Annotated in this window: 22 protein-coding genes and 2 tRNA genes; 15 read left to right on the top strand and 9 right to left on the bottom strand. The window is 69.2% G+C overall.

Annotated elements, in window-relative coordinates:
- On the bottom strand, positions 1–568 hold a 568-nt coding region (locus DI573_RS04285; RefSeq protein ID WP_292811009.1), incomplete at its 3' end, for a ferrochelatase.
- 145 nt (positions 569–713) lie between these two features.
- Between DI573_RS04285 and pepN the strand changes: the two genes are divergently transcribed.
- The 7 genes from pepN (at position 714) to DI573_RS04250 (ending at position 8720) form a co-directional block, all read left to right on the top strand.
- Positions 714–3260: an aminopeptidase N gene (pepN, locus tag DI573_RS04280; protein WP_292811007.1), complete on the top strand. Its 2547-nt coding sequence runs from the start codon at positions 714–716 to the stop codon at positions 3258–3260.
- Between the two features lie 101 nt (positions 3261–3361).
- Entirely contained in the window at positions 3362–4273 is a 912-nt protein-coding gene (locus tag DI573_RS04275; protein ID WP_292811005.1) for an ATP-binding cassette domain-containing protein, read from the top strand.
- A complete protein-coding gene (locus DI573_RS04270; RefSeq protein ID WP_292811003.1) occupies positions 4270–5121 on the top strand; it encodes an ABC transporter permease in 852 nt (283 codons plus the stop codon). Before DI573_RS04275 ends, DI573_RS04270 begins: the two co-directional genes overlap by 4 nt.
- A gap of 9 nt (positions 5122–5130) precedes the next feature.
- A complete protein-coding gene (locus tag DI573_RS04265; protein WP_292811001.1) occupies positions 5131–6387 on the top strand; it encodes a histidine kinase in 1257 nt (418 codons plus the stop codon).
- Positions 6380–7105: a response regulator transcription factor gene (locus DI573_RS04260; RefSeq protein WP_292810999.1), complete on the top strand. Its 726-nt coding sequence runs from the start codon at positions 6380–6382 to the stop codon at positions 7103–7105. Before DI573_RS04265 ends, DI573_RS04260 begins: the two co-directional genes overlap by 8 nt.
- 11 nt (positions 7106–7116) lie before the next feature.
- Complete coding sequence (locus DI573_RS04255; RefSeq protein WP_292810997.1) at positions 7117–8238, top strand: mechanosensitive ion channel domain-containing protein; 1122 nt, start codon at positions 7117–7119, stop codon at positions 8236–8238.
- On the top strand, positions 8235–8720 hold the full coding sequence (locus DI573_RS04250; RefSeq protein WP_292810995.1) for a globin: 486 nt from the start codon (positions 8235–8237) through the stop codon (positions 8718–8720). The genes DI573_RS04255 and DI573_RS04250 overlap by 4 nt, the downstream gene beginning before the upstream one ends.
- Before the next feature lie 10 nt (positions 8721–8730).
- Here the strand turns inward: DI573_RS04250 and DI573_RS04245 are convergent, their stop codons facing one another.
- A complete protein-coding gene (locus tag DI573_RS04245) occupies positions 8731–9372 on the bottom strand; it encodes a hypothetical protein (RefSeq protein ID WP_292810993.1) in 642 nt (213 codons plus the stop codon).
- Between the two features lie 100 nt (positions 9373–9472).
- Between DI573_RS04245 and DI573_RS04240 the strand changes: the two genes are divergently transcribed.
- Complete coding sequence (locus DI573_RS04240; RefSeq protein WP_292811013.1) at positions 9473–10309, top strand: acyl-CoA thioesterase II; 837 nt, start codon at positions 9473–9475, stop codon at positions 10307–10309.
- A 29-nt stretch (positions 10310–10338) separates the two neighbouring features.
- Here the strand turns inward: DI573_RS04240 and DI573_RS04235 are convergent, their stop codons facing one another.
- The 4 genes from DI573_RS04235 to ssb form a co-directional block, all read right to left on the bottom strand.
- Positions 10339–10797: a thioesterase family protein gene (locus DI573_RS04235; protein WP_292811011.1), complete on the bottom strand. Its 459-nt coding sequence runs from the start codon at positions 10795–10797 to the stop codon at positions 10339–10341.
- Positions 10798–10864: 67 nt separating this feature from the next.
- A complete protein-coding gene (gene ettA, locus DI573_RS04230) occupies positions 10865–12547 on the bottom strand; it encodes an energy-dependent translational throttle protein EttA (protein WP_292810991.1) in 1683 nt (560 codons plus the stop codon).
- 41 nt (positions 12548–12588) lie between these two features.
- Positions 12589–13089, bottom strand: a complete 501-nt coding sequence (locus DI573_RS04225) for a hypothetical protein (protein ID WP_292810989.1) — start codon at positions 13087–13089, stop codon at positions 12589–12591.
- A 39-nt stretch (positions 13090–13128) separates the two neighbouring features.
- Positions 13129–13677, bottom strand: a complete 549-nt coding sequence (ssb, locus tag DI573_RS04220; protein ID WP_292810987.1) for a single-stranded DNA-binding protein — start codon at positions 13675–13677, stop codon at positions 13129–13131.
- A gap of 199 nt (positions 13678–13876) precedes the next feature.
- Here ssb and DI573_RS04215 point away from each other — a divergent pair, with 199 nt between their 5' ends.
- The gene (locus tag DI573_RS04215) at positions 13877–14152 is read left to right on the top strand and encodes a hypothetical protein (protein ID WP_292810985.1); all 276 of its coding nucleotides are present in this window, start codon (positions 13877–13879) and stop codon (positions 14150–14152) included.
- 3 nt (positions 14153–14155) lie between these two features.
- On the opposite strand, the gene DI573_RS04210 is transcribed toward DI573_RS04215, so the two are convergent.
- Positions 14156–15595, bottom strand: a complete 1440-nt coding sequence (locus DI573_RS04210) for a PLP-dependent aminotransferase family protein (protein WP_292810983.1) — start codon at positions 15593–15595, stop codon at positions 14156–14158.
- A 62-nt stretch (positions 15596–15657) separates the two neighbouring features.
- On the opposite strand from DI573_RS04210, the gene DI573_RS04205 reads away from it, so the two are divergent.
- Positions 15658–16335, top strand: a complete 678-nt coding sequence (locus DI573_RS04205; RefSeq protein WP_292810981.1) for a hypothetical protein — start codon at positions 15658–15660, stop codon at positions 16333–16335.
- Here the strand turns inward: DI573_RS04205 and DI573_RS04200 are convergent.
- Both DI573_RS04200 and DI573_RS04195 read right to left on the bottom strand, forming a co-directional pair.
- Complete coding sequence (locus DI573_RS04200; RefSeq protein WP_292810979.1) at positions 16284–16496, bottom strand: methyltransferase; 213 nt, start codon at positions 16494–16496, stop codon at positions 16284–16286. The genes DI573_RS04205 and DI573_RS04200 overlap by 52 nt on opposite strands.
- A gap of 66 nt (positions 16497–16562) precedes the next feature.
- Positions 16563–16635: transfer RNA gene (locus DI573_RS04195), tRNA-Arg, on the bottom strand.
- An 86-nt stretch (positions 16636–16721) separates the two neighbouring features.
- Between DI573_RS04195 and orn the strand changes: the two genes are divergently transcribed.
- The 5 genes from orn (at position 16722) to DI573_RS04170 (ending at position 18622) form a co-directional block, all read left to right on the top strand.
- Positions 16722–17345 carry an oligoribonuclease gene (gene orn, locus DI573_RS04190; protein WP_292810977.1) on the top strand — a complete coding sequence of 208 codons (624 nt, stop codon included), beginning with the start codon at positions 16722–16724 and terminating at the stop codon, positions 17343–17345.
- Positions 17346–17381: 36 nt separating this feature from the next.
- Positions 17382–17457 (top strand) — tRNA-His (locus DI573_RS04185).
- Positions 17458–17808: a metallopeptidase family protein gene (locus tag DI573_RS04180; RefSeq protein WP_292810975.1), complete on the top strand. Its 351-nt coding sequence runs from the start codon at positions 17458–17460 to the stop codon at positions 17806–17808.
- Positions 17805–18098: an ATP-dependent Clp protease adapter ClpS gene (gene clpS / locus DI573_RS04175; RefSeq protein ID WP_292810973.1), complete on the top strand. Its 294-nt coding sequence runs from the start codon at positions 17805–17807 to the stop codon at positions 18096–18098. Before DI573_RS04180 ends, clpS begins: the two co-directional genes overlap by 4 nt.
- Complete coding sequence (locus DI573_RS04170; RefSeq protein ID WP_292810971.1) at positions 18095–18622, top strand: DUF2017 family protein; 528 nt, start codon at positions 18095–18097, stop codon at positions 18620–18622. Before clpS ends, DI573_RS04170 begins: the two co-directional genes overlap by 4 nt.
- The last annotated feature ends 3 nt before the right edge of the window (positions 18623–18625 follow it).

The following is an 18625-nucleotide window of genomic DNA, read 5'->3' as shown; positions in this document are numbered from 1 at the left end:
GCACGCCGGCGACGAAGGGCGCGACGAAGCCCGGGTGATCGAAGAACTGACGCACCTTGTCGATCGTGACGGTGCCTGCCAGCCCCGTATCGGTCAGGACGCGCGCGAAGTCCTCCCGGTACTGCCTGCAGCTCGAGAACGAACTGTAGGCGCTCGTGGCGACGGCGAGGAGGGTCGTGTCACCGGCCTCGGCGGCCTCTCGCACCGCCTCGTCGAGGAAAGGGCCCCAGTTGCGGTTGCCCCAGTAGACCGGCAGGTCGATGCCGCGGCGGGCGAGCTCACCCTCGATCGCGGTCTTCAACTCGCGATTCTGCGCGTTGATGGGGCTGATGCCCCCGAAGTGCCGGTAGTGGTGCGCGACCTCTTCGAGGCGTTCGTCGGGAATACCCCGCCCGCGGGTCACATTGCGCAGGAACGGGATGACGTCCTCCTGGCCCTCGGGGCCGCCGAAACTGGCGAGGAGGATGCCGTCGTACGGCACCGGGGTCTCGATGTGGGCAGCGCCGCCGGCCGCGGCGGGCGAGGCGTGGAGGACGACCGGATCTGTCGCGGGGGTGTCGATGGGCACGTCCCCAATCCTGCCACCCGGCGACATGGTCGGCGCCGCGTCACGGGGCGTAGGCTGGGGCGGTTGCCACCGGCGCCAGCAGCCCGGTCGCGACATCCGCGTCGGCGCGTCCGCGCCTCCACCCACCACCCACGGGAGCATCGCAGTGCCTGGAGAGAACCTCACCCGCATCGAGGCGCAGGAGCGCCGCGCCGTCGTCGAGACGCACTCCTACGACGTCGATCTCGACCTGACGAAGGGTGCGGAGGTCTTCGGATCCCGCACGCTCGTGCGCTTCGGCGGCACCCCCGGCGCCTCGACGTTCATCGACCTGATCGCGCGCGAGGTCCGCGAGATCACCCTGAACGGGCGCTCCATCGATCCCGCGACGGCGTTCGCGGACTCGCGCATCGCGCTCGATGACCTGGCTGCCGAGAACGAGCTGATCGTCGACGCCGACTGCCTGTACACCAACACCGGCGAGGGCCTGCACCGTTTCGTCGACCCCGTCGACGGCGAGGTGTACCTCTACTCGCAGTTCGAGGTGCCCGACTCCCGACGCATGTACGCCGTCTTCGAGCAGCCCGATCTGAAGGCCGAGTTCCGCTTCACGGTCCGGGCGCCCCAGGTGTGGAAGGTGATCTCCAACTCCCCCACGCCCGAGCCCGCACCCGAGGGCGACGGATCGGCGACGTGGGCCTTCGAGCCCACTCCGCGCATCTCCTCGTACATCACCGCGCTCGTCGCGGGGCCCTACGAGTCCACGTTCTCCGAGCTCACGAGCGCCTCCGGCCGTGTGATCCCGCTCGGCGTGTACGGCCGCAAGAGCCTCTGGCGGCACCTCGACGCCGACTACATCTTCGAGAAGACGCGGCAGGGCTTCGCCTACTACGAGGAGAAGTTCGACTACCCCTACCCCTTCGCCAAATACGACCAGCTGTTCGTGCCCGAGTTCAACGCGGGTGCGATGGAGAACGCGGGCGCGGTCACCTTCACCGAGACCTACGTCTTCCGCAGCAAGGTGACCGACGCGGTCAAGGAGCGCCGCGTCGTGACGATCCTGCACGAGCTCGCGCACATGTGGTTCGGCGACCTCGTCACCATGAAGTGGTGGAACGACCTCTGGCTGAACGAGTCCTTCGCCGAGTGGGCGTCGACGATCGCGACCGCCGAGGCCACCGAGTGGACGGCTGCCTGGACGACCTTCAACGCCATGGAGAAGACCTGGGCCTACCGGCAGGACCAGCTGCCCTCGACGCACCCCGTCGTGGCCGAGATCAACGACCTCGAAGACGTGCAGGTCAACTTCGACGGCATCACCTACGCCAAGGGCGGATCGGTGCTCAAGCAGCTCGCGGCCTGGGTGGGGATCGAGCAGTTCTTCGCCGGCGTCGCGGCGTACTTCGCCCGCCACGAGTGGGGCAACACCGAGGTGGGCGACCTGCTCGCCGAGCTCGAGGCCACGAGCGGCCGCGAACTGTCGTCGTGGGCGAAGAAGTGGCTCGAGACGGCCGGAGTCAACACGCTCTCCCCGCTCATCGAAGAGGCGGCGGACGGCACCATCTCGCGTTTCGCGATCGTGCAGACCGCTCCCGCCGACTACCCGACCATCCGCCCCCACCGGCTGGGTGTCGGCTTCTACTCGGTGAAGGACGGCGCGCTCACCCGCGTGCACCACATCGAGCTCGACGTGGACGGCGATCGCACCGATGTCGACGAGCTCACCGGCCTGCCGCGTCCCGATCTCGTTCTGCTGAACGACGACGATCTCGCGTACGCCAAGATCCGGCTCGACGAGCGCTCTCTCGCCACCGCGATCGCCCATCTCGGCGACATCTCCGATCCGCTCGCGCGCTCGCTCGTCTGGGGCGCCGCATGGGATCAGACCCGGGATGCCGAGGCCTCGCCCTCGGACTACGTCGATCTGGTGCTGCGCAACATCGGCGCCGAGACCGAGTCGACCACCGTGCGCACGACTCTCGCCCAACTCCAGCTCGCCGCCAACTCCTACGTCGCGCCCGAAACGCGCGATGCCACGCGCGTGCGTGTCGCCGACGGCCTGTGGGATCTCGCGCAGAGCGCCGAGGCCGGCAGCGACAGCCAACTGCAGTTCGTGACCGCGTTCGCCAACGCCGCCGCGGTGCCGGCGCAGTGGGAGACGGTGCGTGCGCTGCGTGCCGGCGAGACGACTCTCCCCGGCCTCGAGATCGACACGGACCTCTCCTGGCAGCTCCTGGTTTCGCTCGCCGCGGGAGGCGTGGTGACGGCCGCCGACATCGAGGATGCGCTGGCCGCCGACAACACCTCGAAGGGCGCCGAGTTCGCCGCTCTCGCCCGTGCCGCCCAGCCCTATCGAGAGACGAAGCGAGCCGCCTGGGACTCGCTCGTGTCCAAGGCCGACCTGCCCAACACGATCGTGCGACAGGCGGCCCTCGGCTTCACCCACCCCGCGACGGCGCACCTGCTCGAGGATTTCGTCCCGGCGTACTTCGAGATGCTGCTGCCGATCTGGGAGTCGCGCACCTACCAGATCGCCCAATACCTCATCACGGGTCTGTATCCTGCGCCGCTGGCGAACGCCGCGCTGCAGGATGCGACCCGCGCCTGGCTGGCCGCGAACCCGGATGCTCCCGCGGCTCTGCGCCGGCTCGTCAACGAGAACCTCGCCGGGGTCGAGCGTGCGCTCTCGGTGCAGGAGCGCGACGCCGCCTGACTCTCACCCGCGCGGACCGGTACCACGGTACGACCCGCGACGGAGCAAGAACCCCCCTGGGTCGGACGCGATCCAGGGGGGTTCTTCCGTAGCGTGAAGCCATGATCGTCGCAGAGAACCTCAGCAAGGACTTCGGGGCACGGCACGCCGTCGCAGACGCCAGCTTCACCGTCAGGCCCGGGAGGGTCACCGGCTTCCTCGGGCCCAACGGTGCCGGCAAGTCGACCACGATGCGCATGATCGTGGGCCTGGACCGTCCCACCGGTGGGCACGTCACCGTCGATGGGCACTCCTACGCCTCGATGCGCGCTCCCCTGACCGAAGTGGGTGTGCTGCTGGATGCCAAGGCCGTCCACACCGGACGGAGCGCAACCAATCACCTGCGCGCGATGGCCGCGACCCACGGCATCCCCCGTTCCCGGGTCGACGAGGTGATCGAGATCACCGGTCTCGGGTCGGTGGCTCGCAAGCGCGCGGGCGGATTCTCCCTGGGTATGGGGCAGCGCCTCGGCATCGCCGCTGCACTCCTCGGCGACCCGCACACCCTCATCCTGGACGAGCCGGTGAACGGCCTCGACCCGGAGGGCGTGATGTGGGTGCGACGGTTCGTCCGGCAGGCGGCGGCGGAGGGTCGCACCGTGCTGCTCTCGAGCCACCTGATGAGCGAGATGGCGGTGACCGCCGACCACATCATCGTCCTCGGGCGCGGCCGGGTGCTCGCAGATGCCTCCGTCGGCGACATCGTCTCCCAGTGGACGCGTCATTCGGTGCACGTGCGCAGCCCGCAGGCGGGTGCGCTCGCCGAGGCGCTGGCGGGCGAGGGCATCACCATCACCTCCGTCGAGACGGGCGTGCTCGAGATCGCCGGGATCGACGCCGCAGCCGTCGGTGATCTCGCCGCCCGCGCCGGAATCACCCTGCACGAACTCACCCCGACATCCGGAACCCTCGAGGACGCCTACCTGCGCCTGACCGGCGACGACGTCGAGTACAAGACCAAGGACATCGCATGAGCACCCTCACCACGCCCGCCCCGGACCTCACCTCGAAGCGCCCCGCCGACCCCCGCGTCCACCTCACGGTCGGTCGTCTCGTGCGCTCGGAGTGGATCAAACTGACGACGGTGCGTTCGACCTGGTGGTCGATCGCGCTGGTGATCGCGCTGTCGATCGGGCTGAGCCTGCTGATGGCGGCATCCTTCGCCAGCTTCGCCGGCACGGGCGGGGGAATGCCGGAGGGCAACTCGGTGGCCGTGCAGGTGATCGTCTTCAGCACGGTGCTCACCCAGCTGCTCGCCGTCATCCTCGGCGCGATCACCGTGACCGGCGAGTACTCGACGGGAATGGTGCGCTCGACCCTGACCGCGGCGCCCGCCCGGCTCGGCGCCCTTCTCGCAAAGGCTCTCGTCGTGGGAGTCACGATGTTCGTGACGAGCGTCGTCGTCTTCGCCGTCACGGCGGTGGTGACAGCCCCGATCCTCGACGCGAACGCGCTCGACATCGGCGACGCGGACTCCTCACTCATGCCGCTGCTCGGTGCCGCGGGCTACCTCGCGCTGATGGCGATGATGGGCGTGGGCCTCGGCTTCATCATCCGCAACGGCCCCGGCGCGCTCGCCGTCGGCATCGGGCTGGTGTTCGTCGCGCCGCTGATCGTGAGCTTCTTTCCGCGGGTCGACGACTTCGCATGGATCCACGACCTCGCCAGCTACCTGCCCTCCAACGCCGGGCAGTCGCTCTTCCTCTCCAGCGGCATCTCGGGCAACCCGCTCGAGACCGCGCCCGCGGTCGTCACGATCATCGCGTGGGCCGTGGCCGCTCTCGTCGGGGGCATCGCGGTCCTGAAGACACGCGACGCGTAGAGTCGGTCGATGCCCGCAGCACGCGACCTCGTCCTCGGCCAGGGCGTCCACCCGGCCGAGGACGAGCTGCGTCTGCCGCGTCCTCCCGGGCTGATCCGGCGGTTCTGGTCTCGGCATCCTCTCGCCGCCGACATCCTGCTCGCGGTGCTCGCCTTCGTGCTCACGACCCCGGCGCTCGTCATGCGGTCTCCGGTTGCCGCACCCGCAGGCGGCTGGTCGCTCGGCGCCGCCTTCGCCCTCTTGATCGTCGGCTGCATCGCGCTCGTGTGGCGCCGACGATGGCCCGTGTCGGTGTTCTCCCTGTCGCTGGTTCCGACGCTGCTGTTCGACCCCAGTCTGTCGACGACGCTCAGCGGCCCCGTCTCGGTCATCGCGATGTACACGATCGCCGTCTACCGGGGCGCCCGAGTGTGCTGGATCGCCTTCGCCGTCGCCGGCGGTCTGATCGCCACCCAGACGCTCGTGGGCGTTTCCGCCGAACCATCGAGTGCGGGAACGTACCTGAACGTCGATATCAGCACAGTCGTCTTCCTTCTGCTCGGGGCGTTGATCGGCGTCAACGTCGGCAACCGCAAGCGATACCTCGAGGCCCTCATCGCACGCTCCCGGCAGCTGCTCGTCGAACGTGATCAGCAGGCTCGACTCGCGGCGGCCGCAGAGCGAACGCGGATCGCCCGCGAGATGCACGACGTCGTCTCGCACTCGCTCACGGTGATCGTCGCCCTCTCGGAAGGCGCGAGCGTCACGGCCGATCCGGAGCGTTCGCGCGAGGCGTCGCGGGCCGTTGCGACCACCGCCCGCGATGCGCTGACGGAGATGCGGGAGATGCTGGGCGTGCTTCGCGATGACCGGCCGGAGGACGCACCCCTCGCCCCCGCGCAGGACGGCTCGCTCGATGACATCGTGGATGCCGCGCGCCGCGCGGGATTTCCGGTGCAGCTCGCCCTCACCGGATCGCCGACCTCTCCGCCGGCGATCATGCAGGCGATCCGCCGCGTCGTCCAGGAGGGTCTGACCAATGCGATGCGGTATGCGCACGACCCGCGGTTCATCCGGGTGCACGTCACCCACGCGCCCGCCGAGATCACGGTCGACGTCCGCAACGACGGTTCCCGTCCGCACGAGCCCTCCCGCGGCACGGGCCTCGGACTGATGGGACTGCGCGAGAGGCTCGAGCACCTCGGCGGCACCCTCGAGGCCGGAATGATCTCACCCGATCAATGGCGCCTGCGCGCCCGAATCCCGCTGGAGGGGGCGAATGAGTGAACCGGCCACGATCCGGGTGCTGCTGGTCGATGACCAGCAGCTGATCCGCATCGGCTTCCGCATGGTCCTGGAGGCCGAACCCGACCTTCTCGTCGTCGGTGAGGCCGCGAATGGAGTCGAGGCGCTCGACGCCGTTCGCGCGCACGCACCCGACGTCGTGCTGATGGATGTGCGCATGCCGCGTATGGACGGCATCTCGGCGACCGCCCAGATCCTCGCCGAACGCCCCGCGTGCCGCGTCATCGTCCTCACCACCTTCGATCTCGACGAATACGCCTTCGGTGCCCTCGCGGCAGGCGCCAGCGGCTTCCTCCTCAAGGACGCCCAGGCGAGCGAGCTCACCGCCTCGATCCGGGCGGTGCATCACGGTGACGCCACGCTGTCCCCGCGCGTCACGCGCCGCCTGCTCGACCTCGTCGGCGGCCGACTGCCACACGCCGGCACCGATCGATCCGCGCTGGCCGTCCTCACCGAGCGCGAGCGTGATGTGTTCGCCGCGATCGGCGCCGGCCTGACCAATACCGAGATCGGCGCCGCGCTCTTCGTCAGCGAGTCCACCGTCAAGACGCATGTCGGCAGGGTGCTCGCCAAGCTGGGCGCGCGAGATCGCGTGCAGGCGGTCATCCTCGCGCACCGTCTCGGCGTCACCACGTCGGCGCCGATGCCCGAGTCCGGCGCGGCGCCGGCCGCCCAGGTTTCACGAGGCTTGCCTGGGTAGGATCGGACCCGATGTTCACAGCGGCAACCGGCGAAGACACCATCACCGATCCCGGCTGGTGGGCCGAACTGCTCGACCGTGCCGCGACGGGCGGCTTCCGCCTCATCAACGCCGCGCTGATCATCATCGGCGCACTCCTGCTGGCCTGGATCCTGCGCATCGTGATCCGCCGCGTCGTCAACCGCATCGTCAGCGGTGCCAAGAACAAGGCCAACGTCGACGACACCCAGGCCCTCGAGCGATCGCCGCTCGCGGCGGTCCGGCTCGTGCAGCGCACGCGCACCCTCGGCTCGATCCTGCAGAACATCGTCAACGTCGCCGTCGGCGTCGTGGCGATCGTGCTCGTCATCAATGCGATCGCCCCCAACGCCCTGGGCTCCCTCGCCCTGCTGACGGCCGCGATCGGCGCGGGCCTCGGCTTCGGCGCGCAGAACATCGTCAAGGACGTGCTCAACGGCATCTTCATCGTCGCCGAAGACCAGGTAGGCATCGGCGACGTCGTCGATCTCGGGCTCGCCACCGGCGTCGTCGAGTACGTCAGTGTGCGGATCACGCACGTGCGTGACGTCAACGGCACGCTCTGGTACGTGCGCAACGGCGAGATCACGCGGATCGGCAACATGTCGCAGGGGTGGTCGCGCGTCATCATCGATCTCGCCGTGCCGGTGGATGCCGACATCGAGGCCGTCGAGACGGCAATGCTCGGCGCCGCCAAAGCACTGGCGAAAGAGCCGAAGTGGCGCACGCGGATCATCGAGGCCCCCGAGGTGTGGGGCCTGGAGTCGGTGTCCGGCGATGCGCTCGTCATCCGTCTCGTCATGAAGACACGCGCGAACGCGAAGGACGATGTCGCCCGTGAACTGCGCATGCGCCTCAAACGGGCCATCGACGCGATGGGACTCACCCTCCCCCAGCTCAACTCGATCACCCTCACGGGGCTCGAAGGCGCGCAGCGTGTGCGCGGCGCCAATCCACCCAAGACGCGCCCCACGCCGGTCGCCGTCGCGGAACGTCCCGTCTGGAAGCCCAAACGCACCTCGAAGCGCGCGACGGAGAAACCTGCCGGAAACGGCGCGGACGAGAGTGCGACAGCATCCGACCAAGCGGACACCGACCACGAGGAGAAGCCGTGACCGCCGAAGAGGGCACCCCGCGCTCGTTCTACGAGGAGGTCGGGGGCCACGCGACGTTCGTCGCCCTGGTGGACGCCTTCTATCGGGGAGTCGCGGACGACGAGGTGCTGCGCCCCATGTATCCCGAAGAGGACCTGGGCCCCGCCGCCGAGCGGCTGACGCTGTTCCTCGAGCAGTACTGGGGAGGGCCCACGACGTACAGCGAGACCCGCGGGCACCCTCGGCTGCGCATGCGGCACGCGCCGTTCCACGTCAATCCCGACGCCCGCGATCGGTGGCTGCGCCACATGCGCGCCGCCGTCGACGAGCTTGAATTGGCGCCGCTGCACGAGGCGACGCTGTGGGACTACCTCCAGCGTGCCGCCATGGCCATGGTCAACACCTTCGAGGCGAGCTCGATCGGCCCCACCCGCGCGGGCCGGGCGGAGATCCCGGGCGGGCTGGCCGCGCCCGCCGCGCCCGCGTCGTCGAACGAGGACTGATCGCCCGCGCTCAGACCGTGAGCTCGGCGCCGCGCACCAGGACGTGACCACGGCGAAGGCTCACGCGCGCCCACGCGCCGGATCGATGCACACCCGCCGCCTCGCCCCCCGCGATGAATCCGAGGGAGAAGGCCGCGAACCCCACGCCGCGGGGCAGACCGAACCACTCGGAGACCGGCTCGCCCCAGACGGCGGAGCGCACCTTCTGCACGAGTTCGGCTCCCGCGTCACGCGGCACATCGTCCGCGACGCGGGCGATTCCCTCGTGCGCACGCGCGGCCAGCGCGGCCGCGTCGATCTCGCCGACCCGCCGCCAGGCGCCGCGTGGTGCACCCACGCCCGCCCAGACCGCCCGTACCGCGCTCGCCGGCAGGGTCGCACCTCGCGGATCCTGCGGATCGGCGGCGATGCCCGACGCGTTGACCGTCAGATCGCACACGAGCTCGGGGTCCACCGGAAGCACGCGCAGGGCGAGGATGGTGGGCGTCGCATCGAGGATTCCCCGCGGGATGAGGGCCGGCGCCCACATCGCCAGCGTTCCCCCGGCCGCCTGGAGCCGAACCTCCGGGTCGGAGAGCCTGGCCGTGCGCGAGGCGAAGGTGAGGAGGTCGTCACGCGCCTCGGAGTCGGCGAATCTCAGGGCGGCAGGCATCCCTTCTAAACTACAGGCGGCGGTGCTCCCGACCGACCGCCCGAGGAGTGCCGTGACCGATTCGCCCGACGCCGCAGCATCCGATCCCGTCGGCCGCTTTCTGCAGACGCTGCAGCTGCGCGGCGGCGAAGCACGGACGACGGAGGACATCTTCGTCGGCAGATCCGAACCGATGCCCTCGGGCCGGGTGTTCGGCGGACAGGTGCTCGGGCAGGCCGTGATCGCCGCCGAACGCACGGTGCCCGAAGGCCGCGCGGCGCACTCGATGCACGGATACTTCCTGCGACCGGGGGATGCGACGCGCGACATCACCTTCTCCGTGGACCGCATCCACGACGGACGCTCCTTCTCGGCGCGGCGCACGCAGGCGTATCAGGAGGGCGAGCCGATCTTCTCGATGATCGCCTCGTTCCAGGCCGAGGGCGCGGGATTGGACCACGCCGCGGCCATGCCCGAGGGAGTCCCCGGCCCCGACGAGGTCGCCCCCCTGCATCCGTCCGCCGGCGCGCAGCATCCTCTCTCGCGACGCCTGCTCGATGATCGCCCGGTCGAGGTACGCCACGTGCTGCCCGACATCTACCTGCGTCCCGACGCCGAACGCCGCCCGACCAATATCGCGTGGGTGCGCGCCCGGCGCTCTCTCCCGGATGACCCTGCGCTGCACCGCGCGGCGATCGCCTACATCTCGGACATCACGATCCAGGAGCCGATCATGCGCGCGCACGGCATCGAGTGGGTGCGCAGCGGCCTCAAACTGGCGAGCCTCGACTCCGCCCTGTGGTGGCACCGCCCCGCGCGGGTCGACGACTGGCTGCTCTACGTGCAGGAATCTCCGAGCGCGAGCGGCGGCCGCGGTCTCGCGACCGGGCGCATGTACACCCGCGACGGGATGCTGGTGGCGAGCATCGCGCAGGAGGTCGTCATCCGGGTGCCCTGACCCCGGCGCCGGCTTCGCGGCCGGGCGCCTCAGCGCCGACGTGCGTACGCGATCGGCTCGCCGACGTAGGGCTGCCAGGCCGCACGCTGCTGGTCGCTGAGTCGGCGCGGGCGGCCGGAATCGGCATCCACCATCACCACGATCGCGCTCGACCGCGCGTACAGGCGCTGCTCGCCGCCCTCGCGCGGGCTCCAGACCTCGTAGCAGACCTCCATGCTCGATCCGCCGAGGTTGCCGAACCACATCTGCACATCCAGCGGATGCCGCTGGTACGGCACCGGCAGCAGGTACTCGATCTCCTGCCGCGCGATCAGGGTCAGCGCGCCGTGCTCGACACCGGAATCCAGGACGGCCGTCGGCGGCGCGTCTTCACCGGCTGCCGGACGCCAGAAGGCCCGCACGCGCGCCTCCTCCAGCAGCTTGAGCATGGAGGTGTTGTTGACGTGATTGAACGCATCGAGGTCGCCCCAGCGCAGATGGATCGGCATGTGCAGCCGGGCGCCCGTCGCGACGGATCCCGACCCGGTCGAGACGGGCTCGGAGCCTGCCGGGACGTCAGTCACGAGTGAGCTTGCGGTAGGCCGAGCGGTGCGGCTTGGCGGCGTCGGGGCCGAGTCGCTCGATCTTGTTCTGCTCGTAGGCCTCGAAGTTTCCCTCGAACCAGTGCCAGTTGTCGGGATCGTCGTCGGTGCCCTCGTACGCCAGGATGTGCGTGGCGATGCGGTCGAGGAACCAGCGATCGTGTGTGATCACGACGGCGCAGCCGGGAAAGTCCAGCAGTGCGTTCTCGAGGCTGCCGAGCGTTTCGACATCCAGGTCGTTGGTCGGCTCGTCGAGGAGGAGGAGGTTTCCGCCCTGCTTGAGGGTGAGCGCCAGATTCAGCCGGTTCCGCTCACCACCGGAGAGCACGCCGGCCTTCTTCTGCTGATCGGGCCCCTTGAACCCGAACTGCGAGACGTACGCGCGGGAGGGGATCTCGACCTTGCCGACCTGGATGTAGTCGAGTCCGTCGGAGACGACCTCCCAGAGCGACTTGTTCGGGTCGATGCCGCCGCGGCTCTGGTCGACGTAGGAGATCTCGACGGTCTCGCCGATCTTCAGGTCGCCACCGTCGAGCGGCTCCAGGCCGACGATCGTCTTGAACAGCGTCGTCTTGCCGACGCCGTTGGGACCGATGATGCCGACGATCCCGTTGCGGGGCAGGGAGAAGGAGAGGTCATCGATCAGCACACGGTCGTCGAAGCCCTTGCGCAGCTTCTTGGCCTCGAGGACGATCTGGCCGAGGCGCGGGCCCGGCGGAATCTGGATCTCTTCGAAGTCGAGCTTGCGGGTGCGGTCGGCCTCGGCCGCCATCTCCTCGTACCGCGCAAGGCGAGCCTTGGACTTGGCCTGCCGTCCCTTCGCGTTGCTGCGCACCCACTCGAGTTCGCTGGCGAGGCGCTTGGCGAGCTTCGCGTCCTTCTTGCCCTGTACCTGCAGACGTTCCTGCTTCTTCTCCAGATACGTGGAGTAGTTGCCTTCGTACGGATAGAGGCGGCCGCGGTCGACCTCGCAGATCCACTCCGCGACGTGGTCGAGGAAGTACCGATCGTGCGTCACAGCGAGCACCGCACCGGGGTACTTGGCCAGGTGCTGCTCAAGCCAGAGCACGCTCTCGGCATCGAGGTGGTTGGTCGGCTCGTCGAGCAGAAGCAGATCCGGCTTCTGCAGCAGCAGCTTGCACAGCGCCACTCGACGCTTCTCGCCGCCGGAGAGGTTCGCCACGATCGCCTCGGGCGGCGGGCAGCGCAGGGCATCCATCGCCTGCTCGAGCTGGGAGTCGAGGTCCCACGCGTCGGCGGTGTCGATGTCCTCTTGCAGCGTGCCCATCTCAGACAGGAGCGCGTCGAAGTCTGCGTCCGGGTCAGCCATCAGCGCCGAGATCTCGTTGAAGCGATCCAGCTTGCCCTTGATGTCGCCGACACCCTGCTGCACGTTCTCGAGCACGGTCTTGTCTTCATCGAGCTCGGGCTCCTGCATGAGGATGCCGACCGAGTAGCCCGGTGAGAGCTTCGCCTCGCCGTTGGATGGCTGGTCGAGACCCGCCATGATCTTGAGGATCGTCGATTTTCCCGCGCCGTTCGGTCCGACGACGCCGATCTTCGCGCCGGGGAGGAACGCCATCGTGACGTCGTCGAGGATCACCTTGTCGCCGACCGCTTTGCGGGCGCGCACCATCTGGTAGATGTACTCAGCCATATCCGGTCCAGTCTACGGGCGTCGGCGGACCGCGCCCCGCCTCACCAGTCGATCGGGCGCGTCTGTCCCACGAGGCAGTGCGTTCCTTCGATCACCGGAAGCACGACCGTGACGGGGTCTCCCGTCTCGGGGCCCACCTGCCCCACGAGGCATTCGTCGGCGAAGAGCACCGAGAACTGGATGCTCTCAACCGGGTTGCCGAGCGTCGTGGTGTCGTTGGTGACCTGCATCGCGTTGCGATCGAATCCCGCCGCCACCAACGCATCGATGTACGCGCGGCCGGCCGCGGAGTCGGGCCCGGCCCACACTCCCCCGACGACCTCCGCGAAGTACGGCAGGTTCTCCGTCGCCGTCCCGTCCGGCACGAAGGCGGGCGCCGCCGGCTCGGAGGGCGACTCGACGGGCGCGGGCGCGACGGTGGCCGACGGAGTCGACGCGACGGGCTCGGGGGCGGCCGTGCACGCGGTCACAACCGCTCCGACGGCGACGAGCACCAGCATCCGCTGCGCGCCGGTGAGGGCGGAGCGTGGGGAGCGGGGCACGTTGCGAGTCTATGCGGGCCCGCCCATCATCGACGAACCTCAGAACGGCGTCACGGCACCCGCCCATTCCGCACCCTGAGGCTCGTCATCGCCGGCTGCGATGCCGTCCATCCCACCCGCCGCGATCGGCGCGCTCGCCGGCTCCTCGGCGCCGGGCACGTGCCAGGCGGCCTCGCTCGCCTCACCATCGGTCGCCCCCGCCGTGTCGGACCCGGACTGGCCGTCGCGAGCGCCGGTGACGCGCTGGAAGGACGCGGTGCCCCAGAGCAGATCGGGACCCAGCGCGTCGGCGTCGATCTCGACGGCGATCCCCGAGCGCTCGCCGTTCTCCCATCGCCGCACCTTGAGCCGGCCGGTGACGATCACCCGCTGTCCGCGCTGCAGCGAGGCGAAGGCGTTCACGGCGAGTGAACGATAGGCCGACACGGAGAACCAGTTCGGATCGCCCTCGACCCAGCTGCCGGAGACGCGGTCGTAGCGCCGCTGGGGGCTCGCCACCCGGAATGCGGTGATGGGCACACCGCTCGCCGTCACCGTATGGCGGATCTCCCCCGCGATGTTGCCTGCGATGGTGATGGAGTCAGTCACTGTTCTTCCCTTCTGCGCCGGGACTCTCCCGGACGCGGGCCGCGGCCCCCGCCAGGATCGAGCAGCACGGGGGGACCGCAGGGCGCGGGAGCGATCATCGGTGCAGCGCCCGATGCGAGGGCGGCCTGTGGAGGAATCATCCCGACCGAGGCGATGTCGGCGGCCGGACGTATGTTCGAGTAGCGAAAGGAGACCCACCATGACCGCCTCACCCAGATCGCTCGACCCGCTGACCGCGACGGCCGAGCCCCCCGCCGTCGACCCCGCTCTGCGCGTCCGGATCCTGCCCGCGGGGCCCGCGCTGTATCGCGTCGCCGATTCGACGGGGCGCATCCTCGGACACCTCGCCGTCCTCGCCCATCCGCTCGGGGCGCGGTTCGCGGCGCTCCGGTATCAGCCCGCGCTCGCCCGATTCCGTTCAATCGGCGACTTCTGGACCGCGGACGAGGCCGTCAGCGTGCTGCGCGGATCGTGATCGTCAGACCACCGCGGTCAGCGGAGGCTCCGCGAGCGGTCGCCCACGATCGCGCGCCTGCGGCCACACCTCGGCGAGGATCTCGACAGCCTGTTCGAGCACGTCCGGCGCCGCCGTGAAGGGAATCCGCAGATGCCGTTCGTGACCGCCGTCGACGCCGAACCTCGGTCCCGATGACAGGATCAGCCCACGCTCCCGCGCCGCCAGCGCGAGGGGCGAGCTCACCGGCAGCCCCAGCGCGATCCACAGGGCGACGCCCCCGTGCACCTCCGGCACACCCCATTCCGGCAGACGCGTCCGCAGTGCATCGACGAGCGCGTCGCGCCCGGCCCGCAAGAGGTCAGCGCGCTGCGCGAGGATCTCCGGCATGCGGTCGAAGGCGAGCAGTGCGACCTCCTGTTCGAACTCCGGTGTGCCGAGTTCGCGCCGAGGGCGGGCCGCGATCAGACGAGGCACAAGATCGGGGTCTGCGCGGATCCATCCGATGCGCAGTCCGCCCCAGACGGTCTTGCCGAGCGATCCGACCGTGACGAGTGCGCGCTCGTGGTCCGCTCCCATGCCCGCTCCCAGCGGGGGCATCACGGAGCCGCGGTCGATGTCGAGCTCAGCCGTGGTCTCATCGGCCACAAGGATGGCACCGGACTCGGCAGCCAGCACCAGCAGACGCTCACGGGTGGCAGCATCCATCGACGCCCCCGTCGGGTTCTGGAAGTCCGGCATGAGGTAGGCGAGGCTGGGAGCCGTGCGCCGCAGAACATTGTCGGCTCGATCCATGTCCCAGCCGCGCACCGGGTCGACCGGGATCGCCACGAGCCGCGCGCCCGACTCGCGGAGCGCGTCAGCCGCGTGCGGGTAGGTCGGCGTCTCGATGGCAACCCGATCACCCCGACGCACGATGACGTCGGCGACGAGCGCGATCGCACTCTGCGCCCCCGTGGTGACGACGATCTGGTCGGGGTGTGTGGGAAGACCGCGATTCTCGTAACGCTGCGCGATGGCCGCCCGAAGGGCACGATTGCCCACCGTGTCGTACCCGGATCGCCTCACCCAGCGGCCCGCATCGGCCGCGGCCTGCGCATACAGGTCGGAGAGCCCCGGCCACCCCGCCGGGCTCGCCTGATGCAGATCGATCGTGTGGCCCTCACCGCCTTCGGGCGGTGGAGCCGTTCGGCCGAGAGCACGCACGATGCTGCCTGATCCACGCAGGCTCGAGATGTGTCCGGAATCGCGCAGGTCGCGATATGCGGCGGCGACGGTGGTCCGACTGACCTGCATACGGGTGGCGAGGTCGCGCTCCGCCGGCAGCGCCGTGCCGGGCGCGATGCGCCCGTCGAGGCAGAGCACACGCACGGCGTCGGCGAGCCCGCGGTAGGCCGGCCCGCGACCGCGCCACTCACCGAGCATCTGGATGAAGGCGCGTGATGACAGTCGTGAGTCCGGCATGGGTCCACCTTAGGCAGATTGGCCTCTGGTGACCAGTCCACTTTGCGCGTGGAATGGATGCCATGACCCGCCGCCTGATCCAACTCCTCCTCGGCCTGCCGCTGTACGGCACCGGGTGCGCGGTGATGGTGGCCGCGGGGATTGGGCTGGACCCGTGGACCGTCTTCGCACAGGGCCTCTCCGAGGTGACGGGCATCGGGATCGGCTGGATGACCAACCTGATCGGCCTCGCCGTTCTCGCTCTGTGGATTCCCTTGCGTCAGCGGCCCGGTGCGGGCACGGTGCTCAACATCCTTCTGGTCGGCACGGCCATGCAGCTTGCGCTTTCGGTGCTCCCCCGGCCCTCAGGATTCGTTCCCGCCGCGTTCATGTTCGCTGCGGGGATCGTCATCGTGGGATTCGCGAGCGGGCTCTACATCGGCGCCCACTTCGGTCCGGGGCCCCGTGACGGCCTCATGACCGGCATCTCCGCCCGGTTCGGCTGGCCGATCTGGCTCTCACGCACGAGCGTAGAACTCAGCGTCCTCCTCGTGGGATGGATGCTGGGAGGCACTATCGGCATCGGCACGGTCGCGTTCGCGCTCACCATCGGACCGTTGGCCCACGCGTTCCTGCGTGTCTTCGACACCCGCCGAATCGCCAGGGCCGAAAGGCCGCGGGCCGCGGAGATCCCGCAGCCCGCGGACTCTCAGTGCTCTCGGAACGTCGGCCAGTCGCTCCCGGCCCGCATGTGGGAGTAGAGGGCGCTCTTGGCGACCTCCATCGACGGATAGGTCCCCGTCACGGTGTCGGCATCCGCCATGGTGACCGTGTACCCCTCATCGTCCTTGCGGATCGTTCCGACCACGCCCGAACTTCCGTACGCGACCCACAGTGCATGGTGTGTCGTTGTCTGGCTCATCTTCGAACTCCCTTCGACGAGGCCGACGCTACGCCGGCGTCGTCGAGAAAGCCAGACCCACGACGGCGCCCCCGGCAGGACTCGAACCTGCAACCACCGGATTAGAAGGCCGATGCTCTATCCATTGAGCTACGGGGGCATCTGCCACCCAGGTTATCGCGCACATCGGGAAACCCTGCGCGGCGTCGCGGGTGGGCCGTCCGAGCCCCTGGCTAGGATGGCCCAATGGCAGGCAGCGACAACGATCGCCTCGTGTGGATCGATTGCGAGATGACAGGGCTCGATCTTGCGGTCGACGAATTGGTCGAGATCGCGGTGGTGGTGACCGACTTCGAGCTGCGAGTGCTCGACCCGGGCTTCCACGTAGTCATCAAGCCCGACGCGTCAGCCCTGGCGAACATGAACGACTTCGTCACGGAGATGCATCGCTCCTCGGGCCTGCTTGAAGAGATCCCGGACGGCGTCAGCCTCGCCGAGGCCGAATTCCTCGCGCTGGAGTACGTGCAGCGGTTCGCACCCATCGAAGGCAAGGCCCCGTTGGCCGGCAACACGATCGGCACCGACCGCATGTTCCTGGCCAAGTACATGCCCCGTCTCGACCGCTACCTGCACTACCGCAACGTCGATGTGTCCAGCATCAAGGAGCTCGCGCGGCGGTGGTACCCCCGGGCGTACATCCACGCCCCCGCCAAGGATGGCGGGCATCGTGCGCTGGCCGACATCCGGGAATCGGTGCGTGAGCTCGCCTATTACCGGCAGGCCGTGTTCGTGCCGCAGCCCGGTCCCACGAGTGACGGCGCGCGCGCCGCGGCGGCCGCCGTCGTGTCGTCGTTCGCTCCCGGGGTGTAATACAATTGGCGGGTTGCCCGCACGCGTGGGCACATGGTGGGTATAGCTCAGTTGGTAGAGCACCTGGTTGTGGTCCAGGGGGCCGCGGGTTCAAGTCCCGTTACTCACCCCAATGATCGAAATGGATGCCGAGACATTCGAGACCCTCGTGGTCGGTGAACTCGACCTGCTGCCCGATGACATGGTCGATGGTCTCGACAACGTCGTCTTCGTGGTCGAAGATCGCCCCGAAGACGGCTCACTCGACCTTCTGGGTCTCTACGACGGCACCGCTCTGACGGAGCGCGACCGGTACGGCGTCGGCGAGCTTCCCGACCGCATCATCGTGTATCGAGAGCCGCACCTCGCGGTGTGTGACGATATGGACGCCCTGCGCGATGAAGTGCACACCACTCTCGTCCATGAGATCGCGCACTTCTACGGCATCGACGACGACCGACTGCACGAACTGGGGTGGGCATGATCGCTCCTGCCCTGCCCGACCTCGACACCATCGCGGCGCAGTCCGTGGATCATCCGATCAACTGGCAGACGGTCGTGTGGAACGACCCCGTCAATCTCATGAGCTACGTCGTCCACGTCTTTCGGCAGTACTTCGGGTTCAGCCCCGCCGAGGCCACCCGCCGCATGCTCGAGGTGCATGAGCACGGCCACGCCGTGGTCGCCGAGGGCCCGCGCGAGCAGATGGAGCTGCACGCGCAGGCCATGCATGACTACGGCCTCTGGGCCACGGTGAGAAAGGCTCCGCAATGAACCCGCCACGCATCGTGATGACCCTGTCGCGCCTGGAGGCGCGACATCTCGCCGACCTCGTCGCGCAGTTCTCCGAGCTCCTCGAACAGACCGTGCTCGATACCGCCACGCATGTCGCCGCTGAGGCCGCGGCCGCCGATCCGGCACTCGCGCGCCTCGCCCCGGATCCCTATCCGGACGACCCCGAAGCATCCGCCGACTTCCGGTCGGCGACGACCGCCGATCTGTTCGAACGCCGGCAGAATGACGCGCTGCGAGTTCTCGCCGATCTCGCACCCGCCTTCGCTGCCGCCGACGGCGCCGAGCCGAGTTCGCAGGCCGATGACTCCGATCTCTCGATCTCACTCGACGCCGATACCGGGTGGGCGTGGATGCGCACCCTCACGGCGATCCGGCTGGTCATCGCGACCCGCCTCGGGATCGAGGACGATGACGACGGCCGCGACCCGGACGACGATCGCCACGCCGTCTACGACTGGGTGGGCTACCGCCTCGATGGAATCGTGCAGGCGCTCAGCAACTGACTT

Source organism: Microbacterium sp. (genome assembly GCF_003248605.1).
Classification (GTDB): domain Bacteria; phylum Actinomycetota; class Actinomycetes; order Actinomycetales; family Microbacteriaceae; genus Microbacterium.
This window is presented reverse-complemented; position numbering and strand designations above follow the sequence as displayed.